15 protein-coding genes are annotated in these 18122 nt (G+C 70.8%); 7 read left to right on the forward strand and 8 right to left on the reverse strand.

What is annotated here, in order from left to right; all coding sequences use genetic code 11:
- Positions 1 to 28 precede the first annotated feature (28 nt).
- The gene (locus EZM51_RS10995; RefSeq protein WP_136708295.1) at positions 29 to 538 is read right to left on the reverse strand and encodes a CGNR zinc finger domain-containing protein; all 510 of its coding nucleotides are present in this window, start codon (positions 536 to 538) and stop codon (positions 29 to 31) included.
- Positions 539 to 697: 159 nt separating this feature from the next.
- Here EZM51_RS10995 and EZM51_RS11000 point away from each other — a divergent pair, with 159 nt between their 5' ends.
- On the forward strand, positions 698 to 1531 hold the full coding sequence (locus tag EZM51_RS11000) for an alpha/beta hydrolase (RefSeq protein WP_136708296.1): 834 nt from the start codon (positions 698 to 700) through the stop codon (positions 1529 to 1531).
- 48 nt (positions 1532 to 1579) lie between these two features.
- On the opposite strand, the gene rocD is transcribed toward EZM51_RS11000, so the two are convergent.
- Both rocD and ddaH read right to left on the reverse strand, forming a co-directional pair.
- Positions 1580 to 2827 carry an ornithine--oxo-acid transaminase gene (gene rocD, locus EZM51_RS11005; protein ID WP_136708297.1) on the reverse strand — a complete coding sequence of 416 codons (1248 nt, stop codon included), beginning with the start codon at positions 2825 to 2827 and terminating at the stop codon, positions 1580 to 1582.
- Positions 2824 to 3684, reverse strand: coding sequence for a dimethylargininase (ddaH, locus tag EZM51_RS11010; RefSeq protein ID WP_136708298.1), 861 nt, complete (start codon positions 3682 to 3684; stop codon positions 2824 to 2826). Before ddaH ends, rocD begins: the two co-directional genes overlap by 4 nt.
- 334 nt (positions 3685 to 4018) lie before the next feature.
- Here ddaH and EZM51_RS11015 point away from each other — a divergent pair, with 334 nt between their 5' ends.
- Positions 4019 to 4798, forward strand: a complete 780-nt coding sequence (locus tag EZM51_RS11015; protein ID WP_136708299.1) for a hypothetical protein — start codon at positions 4019 to 4021, stop codon at positions 4796 to 4798.
- A gap of 6 nt (positions 4799 to 4804) precedes the next feature.
- On the opposite strand, the gene EZM51_RS11020 is transcribed toward EZM51_RS11015, so the two are convergent.
- Positions 4805 to 5605 (reverse strand): LLM class F420-dependent oxidoreductase, encoded by an 801-nt coding sequence (locus EZM51_RS11020; RefSeq protein ID WP_136708300.1) that lies wholly within the window; start codon positions 5603 to 5605, stop codon positions 4805 to 4807.
- 206 nt (positions 5606 to 5811) lie between these two features.
- Here EZM51_RS11020 and EZM51_RS11025 point away from each other — a divergent pair, with 206 nt between their 5' ends.
- Together EZM51_RS11025 and EZM51_RS11030 are read left to right on the forward strand one after the other, a co-directional pair.
- Entirely contained in the window at positions 5812 to 6249 is a 438-nt protein-coding gene (locus EZM51_RS11025; protein ID WP_136708301.1) for an Lrp/AsnC family transcriptional regulator, read from the forward strand.
- A gap of 9 nt (positions 6250 to 6258) precedes the next feature.
- Positions 6259 to 6612: a GntR family transcriptional regulator gene (locus EZM51_RS11030; RefSeq protein ID WP_136708302.1), complete on the forward strand. Its 354-nt coding sequence runs from the start codon at positions 6259 to 6261 to the stop codon at positions 6610 to 6612.
- A gap of 27 nt (positions 6613 to 6639) precedes the next feature.
- Here the strand turns inward: EZM51_RS11030 and EZM51_RS11035 are convergent, their stop codons facing one another.
- Entirely contained in the window at positions 6640 to 7833 is a 1194-nt protein-coding gene (locus EZM51_RS11035; protein ID WP_136708303.1) for a RimK family alpha-L-glutamate ligase, read from the reverse strand.
- A 26-nt stretch (positions 7834 to 7859) separates the two neighbouring features.
- On the opposite strand from EZM51_RS11035, the gene EZM51_RS11040 reads away from it, so the two are divergent.
- Positions 7860 to 8336 (forward strand): RimK/LysX family protein, encoded by a 477-nt coding sequence (locus tag EZM51_RS11040; RefSeq protein ID WP_136708304.1) that lies wholly within the window; start codon positions 7860 to 7862, stop codon positions 8334 to 8336.
- A 190-nt stretch (positions 8337 to 8526) separates the two neighbouring features.
- Here EZM51_RS11040 and EZM51_RS11045 read toward each other — a convergent pair whose 3' ends face one another.
- Positions 8527 to 9468 (reverse strand): 1-phosphofructokinase family hexose kinase, encoded by a 942-nt coding sequence (locus tag EZM51_RS11045; protein ID WP_248305597.1) that lies wholly within the window; start codon positions 9466 to 9468, stop codon positions 8527 to 8529.
- 96 nt (positions 9469 to 9564) lie between these two features.
- Entirely contained in the window at positions 9565 to 13197 is a 3633-nt protein-coding gene (locus EZM51_RS11050; RefSeq protein WP_136708305.1) for a bifunctional proline dehydrogenase/L-glutamate gamma-semialdehyde dehydrogenase, read from the reverse strand.
- A 155-nt stretch (positions 13198 to 13352) separates the two neighbouring features.
- On the opposite strand from EZM51_RS11050, the gene EZM51_RS11055 reads away from it, so the two are divergent.
- Together EZM51_RS11055 and EZM51_RS11060 are read left to right on the forward strand one after the other, a co-directional pair.
- Positions 13353 to 14375: a LysR substrate-binding domain-containing protein gene (locus EZM51_RS11055; protein WP_136708306.1), complete on the forward strand. Its 1023-nt coding sequence runs from the start codon at positions 13353 to 13355 to the stop codon at positions 14373 to 14375.
- Positions 14376 to 14573: 198 nt separating this feature from the next.
- Entirely contained in the window at positions 14574 to 17192 is a 2619-nt protein-coding gene (locus EZM51_RS11060; protein WP_136708307.1) for a cellulase family glycosylhydrolase, read from the forward strand.
- An 83-nt stretch (positions 17193 to 17275) separates the two neighbouring features.
- Here the strand turns inward: EZM51_RS11060 and EZM51_RS11065 are convergent, their stop codons facing one another.
- Positions 17276 to 18118: a fumarylacetoacetate hydrolase family protein gene (locus EZM51_RS11065; RefSeq protein WP_136708308.1), complete on the reverse strand. Its 843-nt coding sequence runs from the start codon at positions 18116 to 18118 to the stop codon at positions 17276 to 17278.
- Positions 18119 to 18122 lie beyond the last annotated feature (4 nt).

Consider the following 18122-nt stretch of genomic DNA (forward strand, 5'->3'; position numbering starts at 1 on the left):
CGGCATCCGCCGGCAGCCCGACTGACCTTCACGCCTCCGCGCCCGCGCCGCCCTGCTTCGCCTTCGCGTAGTGGCGGCGCGCCTTGGCGCGGTTGCCGCACGTCTCCATCGAGTGCCACTTGCGGGTGTTCGCGCGGCTCGTGTCGATGAGGAAGTGCTGGCAGTCCTCGGCCGCGCACGGCCGGATGCGCGATCCCTGCTCACCCTGCAGCGCTCCCCATTCCTCGACGGCCCGCACGCCGACGGCACGCGCCTGGTCGATGTCGTCGATCCACGAGAGCCCGTCAGGTCCGACCTCGGCCCGGCGACGCATCACGCCCACCCAGGGCTCGAGCACCGCGGCATCCGCCTGTCCCCGCAGGAACGGCACGAGCGCGGCGCGCGCCTCTCGCGCGTCGGCGACCTGATCGGGCGTCCCGGCCAGGTCGTGGGCACGGAGCCACGCGGATGCCTCGGCATCGCCGTCGAGCTCGTCGACCACGGAGTCGCCGAGCACGAGCCTCGAGTTCACGAGGTCGAGGAGGAGTGACATGGACATGGGATCTCGCTTCCGTAGCTGAGGAATATTCTAACCCTCTCAACGCTCCGAACTGGTTGGAATAATCCCGTCGACGCCAAGTTATAACTGTCATGATCGGCTGAGCCGGTTAGAACATGTCACACCACCACGCGACACCACCAACAAGGAGCGGAATCCATGTCCACCATCACCGTCGGAATCGAGAACGGCACCCCCATCGAGCTCTACTACGAGGACCACGGAGCCGGGCAGCCCGTCGTGCTCATCCACGGGTACCCGCTCGACGGGCACTCGTGGGAGAAGCAGTCGCGTGCACTGCTGGCTGCCGGCTACCGCGTGATCAGCTACGACCGCCGCGGCTTCGGCCGGTCGAGCCAGCCCACGACCGGCTACGACTACGACACCTTCGCCGCCGACCTGAACGTGCTCATGGAGACCCTCGACCTGCGTGACGCCGTGCTCGTCGGGTTCTCGATGGGCAGCGGCGAGGTCGGCCGCTACCTCGGCACCTACGGCAGCGAGCGGGTCGCGAAGGCCGGCTTCCTCGCCTCGCTCGAGCCCTACCTCCTGCAGGCCGATGACAACCCCACGGGCGTGCCCGCCGAGGTGTTCGACGGCATCCGGAAGGCGGCGACCGACGACCGCTACGCGTGGTTCGACGAGTTCTACGCGAACTTCTACAACCTCGACGAGAACCTCGGCGCCCGCATCAGCGAGGCCGCCGTTCGCGCCAGCTGGAACGTGGCGGCCGGCGCGTCGTGGTTCGCATCGTCGGCCGTGGTCGACACGTGGCTCACCGACTTCCGCGGCGACATCGCGAAGATCGACGTGCCCACGCTGATCGTGCACGGCACCGCCGACCGCATCCTGCCGATCGACGCGACCGCGCGCGAGTTCGTGAAGCGCCTGCCGAGCGCCGAGTACGTCGAGATCGAGGGCGCCCCCCACGGGATGCTCTGGACGCACGCCGACGAGATCAACGAGGTGCTGCTCGCGTTCCTCGCGAAGTAGCCATCACGACGAGGGGTCGGATGCCGCGGCATCCGGCCCCTCGTCGCGTCACGCGGCGCGCAGCTCGTCGAGCACGGCCGCCAGCTGGTCGACGGCCCAGTCGAGGTCGTCGGGCTCCACCACGATCGGCGGAGCGAGCCGGATGGTCGAGCCGTGCGTGTCCTTCGCGAGCACGCCGCGACGCATGAGCGCCTCGCACACCTCGCGTCCGGTCGCGAGCCGGGGATCGATGTCGATGCCCGCCCACAGGCCGGCGCCGCGCACCGCGACCACGCCGCGCCCGATGAGCGCCTCGAGCCGATCGTGCAGGCGCGCGCCGAGCACCCGGGCGCGCTCCTGCGGCTCGCCCGACGCGAGCATGCGCACCACCTCGAGGCCCACGGCGGCCGCGAGCGGGTTGCCGCCGAACGTCGATCCGTGCTGGCCCGGCCGGATCACGCCGAGCACGTCGCGGTCGCCGACGACCGCCGAGACCGGCACGATGCCGCCGCCGAGCGCCTTGCCGAGCAGGTACAGGTCGGGCACGACGCCCACGAGGTCGCACGCGAAGGTCGCCCCCACGCGACCGAGCCCCGACTGGATCTCGTCGGCGATGAGCAGCACGTTGCGCTCGCGCGTGATCCGCCGCACCTCGGGCAGGAAATCGGCGGGCGGCACGAGGATGCCGGCCTCGCCCTGGATCGGCTCGACGAGCACCGCGACGGTGTTCTCGTCGATCGCGGCCTCGACCGCGGCCGCGTCGCCGTACGGCACCGTGTGGAAGCCCGGCGTGTACGGCCCGAAATCGGCGTGCGCGTCGGGGTCGTCGCTGAACGAGATGATCGTGGTCGTGCGGCCGTGGAAGTTGCCGGCCATCACGATGACGTTCGCCCGGTCCTTCGCGACGCCCTTCACCCGGTAGCCCCAGGCGCGGGCGATCTTGATGCCCGACTCCACGGCCTCGGCGCCCGTGTTCATCGGCAGCACCATGTCCTTGCCGCAGAGCGCGGCGAGCTCGGCGACGAACGGCCCGAGCCGGTCGTTGTGGAAGGCGCGACTCGTGAGCGTGATGCGGTCGAGCTGCGCGCGCGCCACGTCGACGAGGCGCGGGTTGCCGTGCCCGAAGTTGACAGCCGAGTAGGCGGCGAGGCAGTCGAGGTAACGGCGCCCATCGACGTCGGTCACCCAGGCGCCGTCTCCCGACTCGACGACCACCGGCAGCGGGTGGTAGTTGTGGGCGGCGTGCTCGTCCTCCTCGTGGATGGCCGCGGCCGTCCGTGTCGAAACGTTGATCACGTCGTGGTTCGTGTGGGTCATCGGCGCAGCTCCAGGGTGCAGCACTTGACGCCGCCGCCGCCGAGCAGCAGCTCGGAGAGGTCGACGCCGATCGGGTTGTAGCGGTGCAGTCGCAACTGCCGCTCGAAGTCGGCGGCGCGCGAGGCGATGACCACGTTGTACCCGTCGCTGAACGAGTTCAAGCCGAGCACCGCGGCATCCGTTTCGTTCACGAGGATCGCGTCGGGGAAGCGCTCCTGCAGCACCGCAAGGGAGGCGGCGTCGAACGCGGTCGGCAGGTAGGCGATGTGCTCCTGCCCCGGCGTCGCGTCGAGCACCGCGACCGCCGTGTCGAGGTGGTAGAAGCTCGGGTCCACGAGGCGCAGCGTCACGACCTCGCGGTCGGCGATGCGCGCGAGCTCCTCGTGCGAGTGCGAGTGGCTGCGGAACCCGGTGCCGGCGAGGATCGTCTCGCCGACGAGCAGGAAGTCGCCCTCGCCCTCGTTGATCTCCTCGGGTTCGCGCACGTCGAACCCCGCCGCGCGGAACCACTCCATGTACGCGGGGCCCTCGGGCGCCCGCTCGGGGTAGGTGAACCTCGCGCCGTAGGCGATGCCGTCGATCACGAAGCCGCCGTTCGCCGCGTAGACCATGTCGGGCAGGCCGGGGATCGGGTCGATGAGGTGCACGTCGTGGCCCAGCTCGAGGTAGGTGTCGTAGAGCACCTGCCACTGTTCGAGCGCGAGGTTCGTGTCGGTCGGCTCGGCGGGATTCATCCACGGGTTGATCCGGTACACGACCGTGAAGTGCTCGGGCCGGCACATCAGCACGGTGCGGCCGGTCGGCCGTCGCTCGGGCCTGGTGCCCGACTGTTCGTCGGTCTGGATCGCGGTCGACATCTCGCTCCTTCGCGTCGGGGGGATGTCGTCGGGCGACATCCGCCGGGTCTGCAATGTCGGCGGACCAGGTCGCTCATTCCGAGCCTCGACGACGACGTTCGGGTTGCGCCGCCGTCGAGACGCCACTTTCAGTGTGAACCGAATGGGCCGGAAGATTCCGGGCTTCGCACGCAATTTCCCTGCGCATTCGAGCCGGATTCCGGCGAAAGCTGCATGGGAGTTCGACGGGATGCCTCGTCCCGGCGCGTTCGCGCGGCGCGCTTGCCCCTTACCCGCGGCTGGGGCATCCTGTTGCTCGACCCGGCATGCTGCCGGACGATCGACGGGGGTCGGCGTGCACGAACCATCGCACGACGAGCAGGTTCTGCGCCTGCAGCGCATCGCCTACGGCGCCGTGGCGAGCGATGCCGAGCGGGCCGACGCCCTCGCCGAGCTCGAGTCGCTGCGACGCGCGGAGGCAGGCGGGGCGGATGTCGCAGCCGCGTCGGTCGTCGACGGACCCGAGCCGGCGGAGGCTGCCGACGACCTCGAGGCGTCGGCCGGCGACGCGCGAGAGGACGCGCACGGGGTCTCGCACAGGGCCGCGCACGGCGTCGCGGCGCGCCCGCTCACCTGGGCGATCGCGGCGGGCACCGCCGCGTTGCTCGTCGGGGTCGCGGTGGGATGGCAGGCGGGAGCGCGCACCCCCGCTGCCGAGCCGGTGACCGATCCGGCATCGGGCGCGCCGGTGTCGTTGTCGGTGGACTCGCTCCTCGCGGCGCCGGTACCCGTCGACGGCTCGGCCGCATACGCGGTCTTCGATCGGCCCGCGACGCCGCAGGACATGCCGCCAATCGACCTGCCCGACGAATGGAGGATCTCGGCGAGCCCGAGGCTCCTCGCCACCATGCCCAACGGGATGACGGTGTACGCCGCCAAGCCGCCGGGAGAGTCCGTCGACCTGTGCGTGCTGACCGTCGTTCCCGACCAGCCTGGCTTCGGCATGTCCTGCACGCACGACGAGACCTTCGAGGGGGGTGTCCTCAGCTACGAGTTCTGGCACGATCGCGACGGGACTGTCACGGTGGCCGTGCATGCCGACGGCTCCGTGCAGATCACCGTGCCGACGCCGTAGTCCGGCTCAGGCGTTCTTCCGGTCGCGCCAGGCCAGCCACTCGGTCACAGGGGCGAGATCGTAGTCGGGCCCCGAGATGCCGAGCGTGAACAACCGCACCCCGGCGTCGTAGAGCGCATCGGCGTACTCGAGGTCGACGCGTCGGCGGGTGAGCTCGTTCGACACGGTGATCTCCGACACGTCGCGGCCCACCTCGTCGCCCCACCGCTTCAGCACGTCGAGCTTGTGCGGCAGGTCGTCGGGTGCGACGAACGAGTGCCAGATGTCGGCGTGCCGCGCGACGATGCGGAGCGTCTTCTGCTCCCCCTTGCCGCCGATCATGATCGGGATCTTCCGGGTCGGGCCGGGGTTCAGCTTCGCCCACCTCGCCTCGATGCGCGGGAGCGCGTCGGCGAGCGCGTTCAGCCGCGTACCCGGAGTGCCGAACTCGTAGCCGTACTCGTCGTAGTCGCGCTCGAACCAGCCCGCCCCGGTGCCGAAGACGAACCGGCCGGTGCCGCCCTTCGCGCTGATGTGGTCGAGCGTGCGGGCCATGTCGGCCTGCAGGTCGGCGTTGCGGTACGAGTTGCAGTTCACGAGGGTGCCGAGCTCGATGCGCTCGGTCTGCTCGGCCCAGGCGCCGAGCATGGTCCACGCCTCGAAGTGCTTGCCGTCGCGGTCGCCCGACAGCGGGTAGAAGTGGTCCCAGTTGAAGGCGATGTCGACGCCGAGTTCCTCGAGGCGGAGCACGGTGTCACGGATGGCGGCGTACTCGGCGTGCTGCGGCTGCACCTGGATGCCGATGCGAACGGGGGAATCGAGAGGCATGCGTTCCAGACTAGGTCGGATGCCACGACGCCGCGCCGCGGCATCCACACCCCGCCTGCGGCATCCACGTCCTCCGCTGCGGCATCCGCGGCCGTCACCCGGCATACGCCGGCCGGGGCATCCGGCGCGCACCGAGTTCGCCAACACGCGCAGGAAATCGGCGTTCTGTGCTGTGAGAACGCAACGAATCGACGTACACTCCGAGGATGGACAACCTCGACCGCGCCATCCTCGACCTGCTCCGGCAGAACGCGCGGGCAGGCTACGGCGACATCGGGTCGTCCGTCGGCCTCTCCGCGTCGGCCGTGAAGCGACGCGTCGACCGACTCGTCGGCGACGGCGTCATCAAGGCGTTCACCATCCAGGTGGACCCGGCGGTCGACGGCATGTCGACCGAGGCGTACGTCGAGCTGTTCTGCCGCGGCACCGTGGCGCCCGACGAGCTGCAGCGGATCCTGCAGGGCGTGCCCGAGGTCGTGTACGCCGGCACCGTCACGGGCAGCGCCGACGCGATCGTGCACATGCGCGCCCGCGACATCACCTCGCTCGAGGATGCGCTCGAACGCGTGCGCATCGCCCCGAACGTCGACCATACGCGCAGCGCGATCGTGCTCTCGCGGCTCGTGAACCGCAACCGGGACTGACGCCGGCGCATGCGGTTCACGATCGACCCCGGGGCATCCGACCCGCCGTACGAGCAACTGCGCACCCAGGTCGTCGAAGCCGTGCGCGACGGGCGGCTCGCCGTCGGCGCGAAGCTGCCGACCGTGCGAGCACTGGCCGAAGAGATCGGGCTCGCCGTGAACACCGTCGCCAAGGCGTACCGCGCGCTCGAAGCCGACGCCGTGATCGAGACACGGGGGCGCAACGGCACGTTCGTCGCCGAGCACGGCGACCCCGCCGAACGCCGGCTGCAGCGGGCCGCCGCCGACTACGCCGCGCTCGCGCGCCGGCTCGGGGTCGAGGCATCCGAGGCTCGCGCCATCGTCGACGCCGCGCTGGGCTGACCCGGCATCCGGCGACCGAGGTCGCGCTCAGCTCACCTCGGGGATCGGCTGCTTCGGCAGGCGACGCACCTTCGCGCGGCGACGGCGCCGCTCGGGCACCATGGACCGCATCTCCTCGAGCTTGCCGAAGCACAGCATGCGGTCTTCGGCCTCGAGCACGACGCCCTTGCGCGGGTTCGGGATGACGTTCGTGCCGCGATGCAGCGTGAGCACCGTGATGTCGCGCTCCCAGAGCCCGGACTCGCCGAGGGTCTTGCCGACGAGGTCGGCGGCGCCGTGCACGAGGAGCTCGGCGACGCCGTAGCCGGTCGAGACGGTGAGGCGCTGGCGCACGTCGATCTCGGGGAACGCGACCTGACCCCCGATGTAGTCGATGATGGCGCCCGCGACGTCGAGGTTCGTCGCGGTCTCGATGCCCTGCAGGCCGGGCGACGAGTTCACCTCCATCACGAGCGGGCCCTCGTTGCCCTCGAGCATGTCGACACCAGCGACCTTGAGGCCCATGATCTGCGCCGAGCGCACGGCCGCCTGCTCGTACTCGGGCGACAGCTCGACCGGCTCGACGGTGCCGCCGCGATGCACGTTCGAGCGGAACTCGTCGCCGCTCGCGACCCGCCGCATGGCCGCGACGACGCGGTCACCGACGACGAGGGCACGGATGTCGCGGCCGCGGCTCTCGGCGATGAAGCGCTGGATGAGCACGTTCTGCTTCGTCGAGTGCAGCGTCTCGATGATGGCCTCGGCGACCTTCACCTCTGGCGCGAGGATGACGCCGATGCCCTGCGTTCCCTCGAGGAGCTTGATCACGACCGGCGCGCCGCCGACGAGCTGGATGGCAGGACGCACGTCGGCGCGATTGCGGACGAACGCCGTGGCGGGCATGCCGATGTTGTGCCGCGAGAGGATCTGGTTGGCCCGCAGCTTGTCGCGCGCGTTCGTGATGCCGTTCGCCGTGTTCGGCGTGTACACGTCCATCTGCTCGAACTGCCGCACCACCGCCGTGCCGAAGTACGTGATCGAGTTGCCGATGCGGGGCAGGATCGCGTCGTAGTCGGAGAGCGGGCGACCCCGGTACTGCAGGTCGGGTTCGGGGCCGACGAGGTCGATGGCGAAGCGCAGGGTGTTCAGCACCCTGACGTCGTGACCGCGCTGTTCCGCGGCCGCGCGGAGCCGTTGCGTGGAGTACGCGTGCGGCGCGCGCGAGAGGATCGCCAGTTTCATCGTGTTGCCCCTGCGAAGATGGTCGGGTGGTAGAGCCTTCCCATTCAAACACCATCGTCGGATGGCGCGAGTGGGTCGGCCTGCCCGGAGTGGGTGTGCCGTGGATCAAGGCGAAGATCGACACGGGGGCGCGCACGTCATCGCTGCACGCGTTCGACATCGTCGAGTTCCGGCGACGACGCAGGCACTTCGTGCGATTCGGCATCCACCCCTGGCAGGACACCGACGAGGACCTCGCCGTGGTCGAGTTCCCCGTCCACGACCGACGCATCGTGCGGAGTTCGTCGGGGCACACCGAGGAGCGGATCGTGGTGCTCCTCGACGTGGTGCTCCGCGGCCGTTCCGTGAAGGCCGAGGTCACGCTCACGAACCGCGACGAGATGGGGTTCCGCATGCTCATCGGCCGAGAGGTGCTGCGCCAGGGATTCGTCGTCGACGCGGCGCGATCGTTCACGGGCGGGCGCGCGCCACGGGGCATCCGCCGCCGCAACCGCGGTCGCTGAGCGCCCCGAGAGGCTGACTCCGCCGCCCAATATCGGGCCGAGCGTGCAGTTGCCGCCCTCCCGAGGGCGAGGAATGCACTCTCGGGCGACGCTCACCTGGTCACGCGGCCCGATACCCCGGTCGAGAGTGCAGTTGCCGCCCCTCGCAGGGCGAGGAATGCACTCTCACGCGGGGCCACGGGTTTGAACGTCAGGCGGCCAGCTCCGCCTCCAGCCGCGCGACATCCTCGGGCAGGCACAACCCCGTAGCCTCCCGCATGGCCGTCGCCGAACCCGCGGCGACCGCGGTGCGGAAGGCCTCGGTCACGGTTCGCCCCTCGGCGAGGCGCATGATCAGCCCCGCGAGGAACGCGTCGCCCGCGCCCACGGTGCTCCGCACCTCGACGCGCGGGGTCGGCAGTCGCAGCACGCCCTCGGCCGTGGCGAGCACGGCGCCGGCCCCGCCGAGCGAGAGCGCCACGATCTCGGCACGTCCGCTCGCGACGATCGACCGCGCGGCCTCGACCTGTTCGGCCTCGTCGAGCGTGTCGCCGGCGCCCACGAGCTCGGCCAGTTCACGCAGGCTCGGCTTGATGAGGAAGACCCCCTCGGCGAGCGCCGCCTCGAGTGCCGGGCCCGAGGCGTCGACCACGATGCGCACGTCGTGCTCGCCGCAGATCCGGGCGAGCAGCGCGTAGAAGTCGTCGGGCACTCCGGGCGGCAGGCTGCCGCTCGCGACGAGGTAGCCGCCGACCGGTAGTTGGTCGCCGACCACCGAGAGGCAGGCCCGCCACTCGGGCTCGCGGAGCGTCGGGCCCTGCAGCACGAAGCGGAACTGGTCACCCGTCGAGAGTTCGTCGACCGTGAAGCTCTCGCGCGTGTTCCCCGCGACGCCGAGGATGCGCGCGACCACGCCCTCCTGTTCGAGGAATCCGCGATACGCCTGCCCGGTGGGGCCGCCGAGGGGGCAGATCGCGATCGAGCTGCCGCCCAGGTTGCGGATCGCGCGCGACACGTTCACGCCGCCCCCGCCCGGGTCGAACCGGGTGGGCCCGCAGCGGAGCTTGTGCTCGGGCACGACCTCCTCGGTCGAGCTCGAGACGTCGAGTGCGGGATTCATCGTCAGCGTGACGATCGGGGCATGCACGACCACACCCCGAGCATAGGACGGGGCGGATGTCGCGAGCGCGCGCAGCCCCGCAGGTCGACGACGTGCGGGGCTGCGCGTTCGCGCCTCAATCCACGGGCGTCAGATCACCGCGTCCGAGAGCATCGTCGGGTTGCCGAACCGGTGGTTCGTGATCGAGATCGCCTGCTCGTGCAGGAACGGCAGCAGTTCCACGCGACCCGACGGCGTCACGGGATGCGACCACACCGCGACATCCGGAGAGCCGCCCAGGGCGGAGGCCAACGCGCTCGCCCCGCCGCCGACGAGCCGCACGCGCGGCGTCGTGATCCCGCCGTTCGCGGCGCGCCCGAGCCATGCGGCATCCCCCTCGCGGATGACGCGCACCTCGCGCGCCGCGAGGACGCCGCGCACGCCCTTCGGCAGCTCGACGGCGGTCGACACGTCCAATGGCGACTTCGCGAGCAGGCCCGCTGCGATGACGCGGAGCCCCTCGGCGAGCGTCGAGGCCTCGCCGATGCGGACGGTGACGGGCACCGGTCGGTACCGGAAGAGATTGCGTTCGACACCGAGGCCCGAGACATCCTTCACCGCGCCGTACTCCTCGGCCCACATCAACTCGTCCGAGAGCGCCGAACGCCGCAGCACCTCGAAGCTCTCGTAGTCGAGCGACGGCTGCGACGCCTCGATGAACTCGCTGACCCGGTGCTCGAGCCCGCGCAGGTGCAGTGTGCCCGAGGTCGACGGGTCGTGCCGCGGCAGCCACTCGCCGAGGCCGAGGAGGTAGTTCGGCCCGCCGGCCTTCGCCCCGGCACCGACGGCCGAGCGCTTCCAGCCGCCGAACGGCTGGCGCTGCACGATGGCGCCCGTGATGCCCCGGTTGACGTAGAGGTTGCCGGCCTCGACCTGGTCGAGCCAGGTCGCCACCTCGTCGGGGTCGAGCGAGTGCAGGCCCGCGGTGAGCCCGTAGTCGACGGCGTTCTGCATGCGGATCGCCTCGTCGAGGTCGCGGGCGTGCATGACGCCGAGCACCGGGCCGAAGAACTCGGTGAGGTGGAAGTACGAGCCCGCGGCCACGCCCGTGCGGATGCCGGGCGACCAGAGCCGGCCCGCGGCGTCGAGCCGTCTCGGCTCGACCAGCCACTCCTCGCCGATGCCGAGCTGCGTGAGCGCGTGGAGGAGCTTGCCGTTCGCGGGCTCGATGATGGGGCCCATCTGGCTCTGCGGGTGCTCGGGCCGGCCGACGCGCAGCGACCTGGCGGCGTCGACGAGCTGGCGACGGAACCGCTCCGAGCGTGCCACCGATCCGACCAGGATCACGAGCGACGCGGCCGAGCACTTCTGGCCGGCGTGGCCGAAGGCGCTCTTCACGACGTCGGATGCCGCGAGGTCGAGGTCGGCCGACGGCGTCACGATGATCGCGTTCTTGCCGCTGGTCTCGGCGAGCAGGGGCAGGTCGTTGCGGAACGAGCGGAACAGCTGCGCCGTCTCGTACGCACCCGTGAGGATGACCCGGTCGACGGCGGGGTGCGACACGAGCTGCCGGCCGAGCTCGCGCTCACCGAGGTCGACGAGGGCGAGGAGCTCGCGCGGCACACCCGCCTCCCACAGCGCCTCGACCATCACGGCGCCCGAGCGCTGCGCGAGCCTCGCGGGCTTGATGATGACGCCGGAGCCCGCGGCGAGCGCGGCCAGCACGCCGCCCGCGGGAATCGCGACGGGGAAGTTCCACGGCGGCGTGACGACGGTCAGGCGAGGCGGCACGAACACGGCGCCCTGCACGTGGTCGAGCTCGCGGGCGCGCTCGGCGTAGTAGTGCGCGAAGTCGATGGCCTCGCTCACCTCGGGGTCGGCCTCGGCGATGGTCTTGCCCGTCTCGGCGGCCATGACCTCGATGAGCCGGTCGCGGTTCGCGGCGAGCGCGAGGCCCGCGCGGTGCAGCACGGCGGCGCGTTCGGCGCCGCTCCGCTCGCCCCAGGCGCGCCCGCGCGCGGCGACCGTCTGGATGATCGATTCGAGCATCGCCGCGTCGTCGACACGCGCCCCGGCGATGGTGTCGATGCCGAGCCGCGAGTCGGGCACGCGTTCGAGGATGCGGCGGCCCCACTCCCGGTTCGCGGCGAGCGCCGGGTCGGTGTCGGGTTCGTTGCGGAAGCCCGGCGTGGCGCCGGGGCCCGCCGGCACCGGGGAAGCGGATGCCGCGGCATCCGTCTCGCCGAAGAGCCCGGTGCCCTGGCTGCCGCGGGTGATCTCGAGCACGACGCTCGTGAGTGACGCGTCGTCGTCGAGTTCGGCGCCGGGTGCGGGCGCGTCGGGTGCGGCCATGGCGGCCGCGAACGACTCCTGGGTCCACTCCGTGCGGCGGTTCTGCGTGCGGTTCGGCGTCGGCACCGGGGCATCCGGCCCCTCTGCCTCGAGGGCCGCGACCGAGCGCTCGTAGCGCCGGCGCTCGCGCTCGAACAGGCGCTCGTCGCTGCCGAGCTCGAACACCGCCGACATGAAGTTGTCCTGGCTCGCGTTCTCCTCGAGGCGGCGGATCAGGTACGCGATCGCGACGTCGAACTCGCTCGGGTTGACGACGGGCGTGTACAGCAGCAGGTTGCCGACGTCGCGGCGCACCGCCTCGGCCTGCCCGGTCGCCATGCCGAGCAGCATCTCGAAGTCGACGCGCCAGTCGACGCCGCGCTCCTTGGCCAGGAGCCAGGCGTGGGCGATGTCGAACAGGTTGTGTCCGGCGACGCCGAGCTTCACCGCATCGGTGCGTTCGGGGGTCATCGACCAGTTCAGCACGCGCTTGTAGTTCGTGTCGGAGTCCTGCTTGGCGTCGTAGGTCGCGAGCGGCCACCCGTGGATCGCGGCGTCGACGCGCTCCATGGCGAGGTTCGCGCCCTTCACGACGCGCACCTTGATGGGCGCGCCGCCGGCGCGGCGACGCTCGGTCGCCCATGCCGTGAGTTCCTGCATCGCGCCGAGTGCGTCGGGCAGGTAGGTCTGCAGCACGATGCCGGCCTCGAGGCCGCGCAGCCGCGGCTGGTCGAGGAGCGTGGTGAACACCGCGATCGTGAGGTCGAGGTCGCGGTACTCCTCCATGTCGAGGTTGATGAACTTCGGCGTGGGGCTCGCGGCCGCGAGCTCGTAGAGCGGGCTGAGCTTGGTGACCACCCGCTGCACGGCCTCGTCGAATGACCACATGGAGAGTTGGCTGACGACGCTCGACACCTTGATCGACACGTAGTCGACGTCGTCGCGGGCGAGGAACTCGTAGGTGCCGCGCAGGCGCCGATCTGCTTCGTCCTCGCCGAGCACGGCCTCGCCCAGGAGGTTGAGGTTCAGGCGGTTGCCGGATTCGCGCAGCGTCGCGATCGCGGGGCCGAGCTTCTCGGGCGTCGCGTCGAGCACGAGGTGGCCGACCATCGCCCGCAACACGCGCCGGGCGATCGGGATGACGACCCACGGGAGCAGCGGTGCGACGACACCGCCGACGCGGATGGCCGCCTTCAGGTACCAGGGCAGGAACCTCGGGGTGAGGCGCGCGACCTGCTCGAGGTTGCGTCCGGCGACGCCGAGGTCTTCGGGGCGCATGACGCCGTCGACGAACCCGACCGTGAAGGCGAGCCCGTTGGGGTCCTTCAGCACGCCCGCGAGTCGCTCGGCGGCCGGCTCGGCCGGATGGTCGGCGCTCTCGGCGAGCCAGCGGCGCACGAGGGCGACGACGTGATCGGTGTTCGGTCGTGCGTCCGTTGCGGCGTTCGACATGGTCACGAGGGTAGTCTCCGTTGATCCGGGCGCGCCGGGCGTTCGCGCCGCTCGATTCCAGTGTGGGCCGCGACATCCGTTCGGTACAGCGAATGAATCCGACGCATACTGTTCATGAGAACCGAATGGTTGCGATCGGATGCCGGAGGCCTGCCATGCTCGACGTGCGACGCCTGCGCCTCCTCGTCGAGTTGAGCCGGCGCGGCACGCTGGCCGCCGTCGCCGAGGCGCTCTCGTACAGCCCCTCCTCGGTGTCGCAGCAGCTCAGCCTGCTCGAACGCGAGGCCGGCGTGCCGCTCCTCGTGCAGGTGGGCCGCCGCGTGCAACTCACGCCGCAGGCCCTCGTGCTGGTCGAGCACGGAAAGGCGGTGCTCGACCGGCTCGAGGAGGCGGAGGCGGATGTCGCGCGCTCGCTCACCGCGGTCGGCGGCACGGTGCGCATCGCCGTGTTCCAGTCCGCGGCGCACGCCGTGGTGCCGCAGGCGCTCACGCTGCTGCGCGCGGAGCATCCGTCGCTCCGGGTCGAGGTCACCGAGCGCGAGCCCGAGCTCGCCCTCTTCGACGTCGCGGCGCGCGACTTCGACCTCGTGGTCGCCGAACAGTACCCGGGGCACACGCGCGCGCACCGCGAGGACCTCGACCGCGTGCACCTCGCCGCGGACACGATCCGGCTGGCGCTGCCGCCGGGGCCCGCCGCTGTTCCTGTTCCCGTTCCCGTTCCTTCCGGCGGATATACGATCCGCCACCCCGGTTCAGGTGGGGGTGCGGCCGGCGCGGCGGATCGTATATCCGCGAAACGTGACATGAGTCGGGCCGGGGAGAGCCCGCTCGCCGCGGCTTCCGACATGCCCTGGGTGCTCGAGCCGCAGGGCACGGCGTCGCGCGAGTGGGCCGAGCAGCTCTGCCGCGACGCGGGCTTCGAACCCGACGTGCGCTTCGAGACCGCCGACCTGATGGCGCACATCCGTCTGATCCGCTCGGGCAACGCCGTGGGGCTCCTGCCCGACCTCGTGTGGGCGGGCGAAGCGCCGAGCGTGACGCTCGCGGACCTGCCGGGGCATCCCGAGCGCGAGGTCTTCACGTCGACCAGGCGCGCCGCGTCCGCGCGCCCCGCGGTCGCCGCCTGCCGCGACGCGCTCGCGCGGGCGGCCCGGCAGACAGCGACGCCCTCGTCCTGACGAGCCGGTCCTGGGGCCGGTGAACGGCCTGCGCGCACGCGCGCGGACGCCTTCGGCGAGCCGCCGGCGCATGCAGCCGCTGACCTCACGCGATTCCAAATTTGGAACACTTGTTGAACCTGTTGAACAGGACCGGACTTTCCGGCTAGCCTGACGGCAACCCCGCCCGGCACCACCGATCGCAACGGAGAGATCAACATGGGATCGACCGACCTGTCACGACGCACCCTGCTCAAGGGCGTCGGCGCCGTCGTCGCGACGAGCGTCCTCACCGAGGTCGCCGGGCCGCCGCCGGCCATGGCCGCCGAACCGGTGACCTGGACCGACGTCGTCGGCCGGTTCGAATCCCGCCACGAACCCTGGACCGTGTCGTACGGGCCCGAGTACGGAGCCGCGGGAGGTGGGTTCGTCCGCGATGAGGAGCGCGCGGCCGACGGCGTGTTCTCGGGCAAGCTCATGGCTGATTTCAGCGAAGCCGGCCGGTACATCGCACTCGTCAAGACGCTCGACCACCTCGAGATCACCAAGGTGCGGCTCAAGGTGAGCGCTCAGAACCTCACCCGCGTGGGGATCCGGCTGGTGAGCGGCACCCGGGTGCTGCGTCAGGGCTGGGCAGCGGTCAGCCCGGGAGCCGGCGACTGGCTGAGCATCGAGATGGACCGGTGGAACAACATCGTCGGATTCTCCGACGCGGTCACCCTTCAGATTCAGGCCTGGAAGGACTACCTCGCCGTACCGAGTGATCCGACCGCCACCCTGTGGGTCGACGACGTGCAGATCGATCATCTGGTCGAGGAGCAGACGCCGGAGTCGCTCGAAACCTCCGGGCTTCCGGTGCTGCTCCTCGGCGACGTCGACCCGGTTCCGCTCACGGTGCGCGCGAGCTACGCCGACCGGGCCGCTCGCGACGTCACCCAGCACTCCACGCTCACCAGCTCCAACCCCGCCGTGCTCTCGGTCGACGCGTACGGCGGTCTCACGGCGACCGGTGCGGGCCGAGCAGACATCAGCATCGAGCATCTCGGTGTGACCCAGACCTTCCCCGTCGAGGTGCGGGCACCGCGCGCACTCGGCCCGGTGACGATACGCGACGGCAAGTTCTACGACGGTGATACTCCCTTCGGCTTCACCGGCTTCAACTACGACCTGTTCCTGCTGAGCTATCCGCGCCGGGCGCTGTGGTCGGGCATGGATGCGGACCTCAGCCTCATGGCCAGCTGGGGCCTCGGCGCCATCCGGGTCCCGCTCGCGATCGGTCTCCTGCAGCCGGCGAGGGGCGTCTTCCCCGACGATCCGGCCTGGGCCGGCGAACTGCGCAGCCGCGGACTCAACACCCAGTTCCTCGAGATGCTCGACTACTTCGTGACCCGGGCGGGTGAGCACGGCATCCGCGTCATCATCGACTGGCATCGCGCCCCGACCGATCCCTACGACTACTGGCAGGGCGGCACCCCCTCTGATCGCGGGACCGGCCGCCCGGGCACGGCGATCTCCTACCTTGCACCCTCGTCGACCGAGAGCGGGGAACTCGATCTCGCCGACGAAGAGCACCGCACCGTGCTCTTCGACACCCACCGCTGGACCGCCGCGCACTTCCGAGGCAATCCGAACATCCTCGGTATCGAGGTCCCGCACAACGAGCCCCACGCCGCCTACATGTCGATCCAGTCGAACTGGCGGCGCCTGACCGAACTCGCCTCGCTCGCCGTCAAGGCCGGAGACCCCGAGCGCCTGACGCTCGCGATGCCGCCCGCCTACGGGCACGACGTCTCCACGGCCGCCCCCACGTGGCAGTTCTCGAACGTCGTGGACGCCAACGCTCCCCACCACTACCTACCGAACGCTCCGATCGCACTGCGCTCCGACGCGCAGTCGCGTCGCTCGCCCTGGCTCGCGCGCGATATCGACGCCGTGTTCGCGTACGCGATTCCCGCGCTCTTCGCGCCGTACTCGACGTCGCGGCATCCGGTCTACAACGGCGAAGGCGGACACTACGGATTCGAGTCGTTCCTGCCCGACCTCGATCGAGTCGAGGCCGCCGACTACATGACCGAGGCGGCGCTCGTGCAGTACTACGCCGCCGGGGCGGCCGGCCAACTCCACTGGAGCCTCTGGCACAACGTCAACGACTTCGTGCCGTTCGAGGAGATCTTCGATCGCCACTACCGCAGGTTCTCGCCGGTCTATTCGGCAGGACCCGTCGACTGGTCCGGGGCCGAGGTCGCGTTCATCCAGAACCCGGCGGCCGTTCCCGTCGCGAACGGACACAACTTCGCGGCCGTGCCGTTCGTCCGCCGCGCGCTCGACCTGCACGTCCCGGTCTGGCACCTGCTCACCGACGACGAGATCATCGACACGATGCTCACGCAGGTGCCGTCAGGGCTCGAACAGGTCGATGGTCTGGATGCCTCGTTCGACTACTCGGCGGTCGTGGTCGACCGCCGAAATCTCGACGCGCGAGTCCGGGAGGTCCTCGAGCGCGACGACTTCGAGAAGCCCATCCTCTGGGTCGACGATGCGGAGGACCTCAGCACCGACGCACTCGGGGCCTTCCTCAGGAAGGCCGACATCGCCGAGGACCGTCGCACGAGCGCCGACCTGCAACTCGTGTACGGGCCGCAGCACCTCGTGGTCTATCGGCGCAGCGGCAGTGATGGCAGCGAACGGGTGTTCCCACGGGTGCCGCGCGAGTCCGGGTTCACGCTCGTCGACGAATCGGGTGAGGCGGTGTTCCAAGGCGACACCCGCACCCTGTGGACCCGCGGCCTCACGATCGACCTCCCGAAGTGGCGCAGCGCCATCTTCCGCATCGAATAGGGAACGCCGGCCCGTGCGCCGACTCGGGTCGGCGTGCGGGCCGGCGCGCGGACCCGCGCCGGCGCACGCCCGCTCGATGCCGCTCAGGCGACGACTTGCCGCTGGACGCCGAGCCCGTCGATGCCGAGCTCGACCACATCGCCCGGCTCGAGATAGGGGAAGCGCCCCGAGAGTGCGACGCCTTCCGGCGTGCCGGTGATCACCAGGTCGCCCGGTTCGAGGGCGACGTACCGCGAGAGGTGTCGCACGATGTGGGCCACGGAGAAGATCATGTCCACCGTGTTCGACGATTGCCGCGGCTCGCCGTTGACCCTCGACCACAGGCCGAGTGCCTGCACGTCGGGCACCTCGTCGGCGGGCACGAGCACAGGGCCGACGGGAGTGAAGCCCGGCGCGCTCTTGCCCTTCGACCACTGGCCGCCCGACTCCTCGAGCTGCCAGCGACGCTCGCTCACGTCGTGGGTCACGACGAAGCCGGCGATGTGGGCGAGCGCCTCCGCGTCGCTGCCGAGCTGCCACGCCCGTCGGCCGATGACGACGCCGAGCTCCACCTCCCAGTCGAGCCGGGTGGCTCCCGGAGGCTTCGGCAGATCGTCATAGGGGCCGACCACGGTGTTCGGATGCTTCATGAAGAGCACCGGTTCCGTGGGCGGCGCCGAACCCGACTCCGCGGCGTGCGCCGCGTAGTTCTGCCCGACGCACAGCACCGCAGTGGGGCGGGCGATGGGTGCGCCCACGCGCAGTCCCGATGGATCCAGTCGGGGCAGGCTACCGGCTCCGAGCGCCGCGCGCGTTCGTGCGACCCCGTCTGCGGCGAGGAATGCGCCATCGAGGTCGTCCGTGAGCGGCGTCAGGTCGTGGGTGGCGCCATTCTCCCTGACCGCGGGACGTTCACGTCCGGGCTCTCCGAGTCGCAGGAATTCCATGGGT

This window comes from Agromyces sp. H66 (genome assembly GCF_004959775.1).
In the GTDB taxonomy this organism is placed as follows: domain Bacteria; phylum Actinomycetota; class Actinomycetes; order Actinomycetales; family Microbacteriaceae; genus Agromyces.

What these genes read in the sequence shown, in the direction of transcription:
- EZM51_RS11035 (WP_136708303.1), bottom strand. Translation starts at nt 7,833, where the DNA reads ATGAAACTGGCGATCCTCTCGCGCGCGCCGCACGCGTACTCCACGCAA.
- EZM51_RS10995 (WP_136708295.1), bottom strand. Translation starts at nt 538, where the DNA reads ATGTCCATGTCACTCCTCCTCGACCTCGTGAACTCGAGGCTCGTGCTC.
- ddaH (WP_136708298.1), bottom strand. Translation starts at nt 3,684, where the DNA reads ATGTCGACCGCGATCCAGACCGACGAACAGTCGGGCACCAGGCCCGAG.
- EZM51_RS11000 (WP_136708296.1), top strand. Translation starts at nt 698, where the DNA reads ATGTCCACCATCACCGTCGGAATCGAGAACGGCACCCCCATCGAGCTC.
- EZM51_RS11055 (WP_136708306.1), top strand. Translation starts at nt 13,353, where the DNA reads ATGCTCGACGTGCGACGCCTGCGCCTCCTCGTCGAGTTGAGCCGGCGC.
- EZM51_RS11030 (WP_136708302.1), top strand. Translation starts at nt 6,259, where the DNA reads ATGCGGTTCACGATCGACCCCGGGGCATCCGACCCGCCGTACGAGCAA.
- EZM51_RS11065 (WP_136708308.1), bottom strand. Translation starts at nt 18,118, where the DNA reads ATGGAATTCCTGCGACTCGGAGAGCCCGGACGTGAACGTCCCGCGGTC.
- EZM51_RS11020 (WP_136708300.1), bottom strand. Translation starts at nt 5,605, where the DNA reads ATGCCTCTCGATTCCCCCGTTCGCATCGGCATCCAGGTGCAGCCGCAG.
- rocD (WP_136708297.1), bottom strand. Translation starts at nt 2,827, where the DNA reads ATGACCCACACGAACCACGACGTGATCAACGTTTCGACACGGACGGCC.
- EZM51_RS11025 (WP_136708301.1), top strand. Translation starts at nt 5,812, where the DNA reads ATGGACAACCTCGACCGCGCCATCCTCGACCTGCTCCGGCAGAACGCG.
- EZM51_RS11050 (WP_136708305.1), bottom strand. Translation starts at nt 13,197, where the DNA reads ATGTCGAACGCCGCAACGGACGCACGACCGAACACCGATCACGTCGTC.
- EZM51_RS11060 (WP_136708307.1), top strand. Translation starts at nt 14,574, where the DNA reads ATGGGATCGACCGACCTGTCACGACGCACCCTGCTCAAGGGCGTCGGC.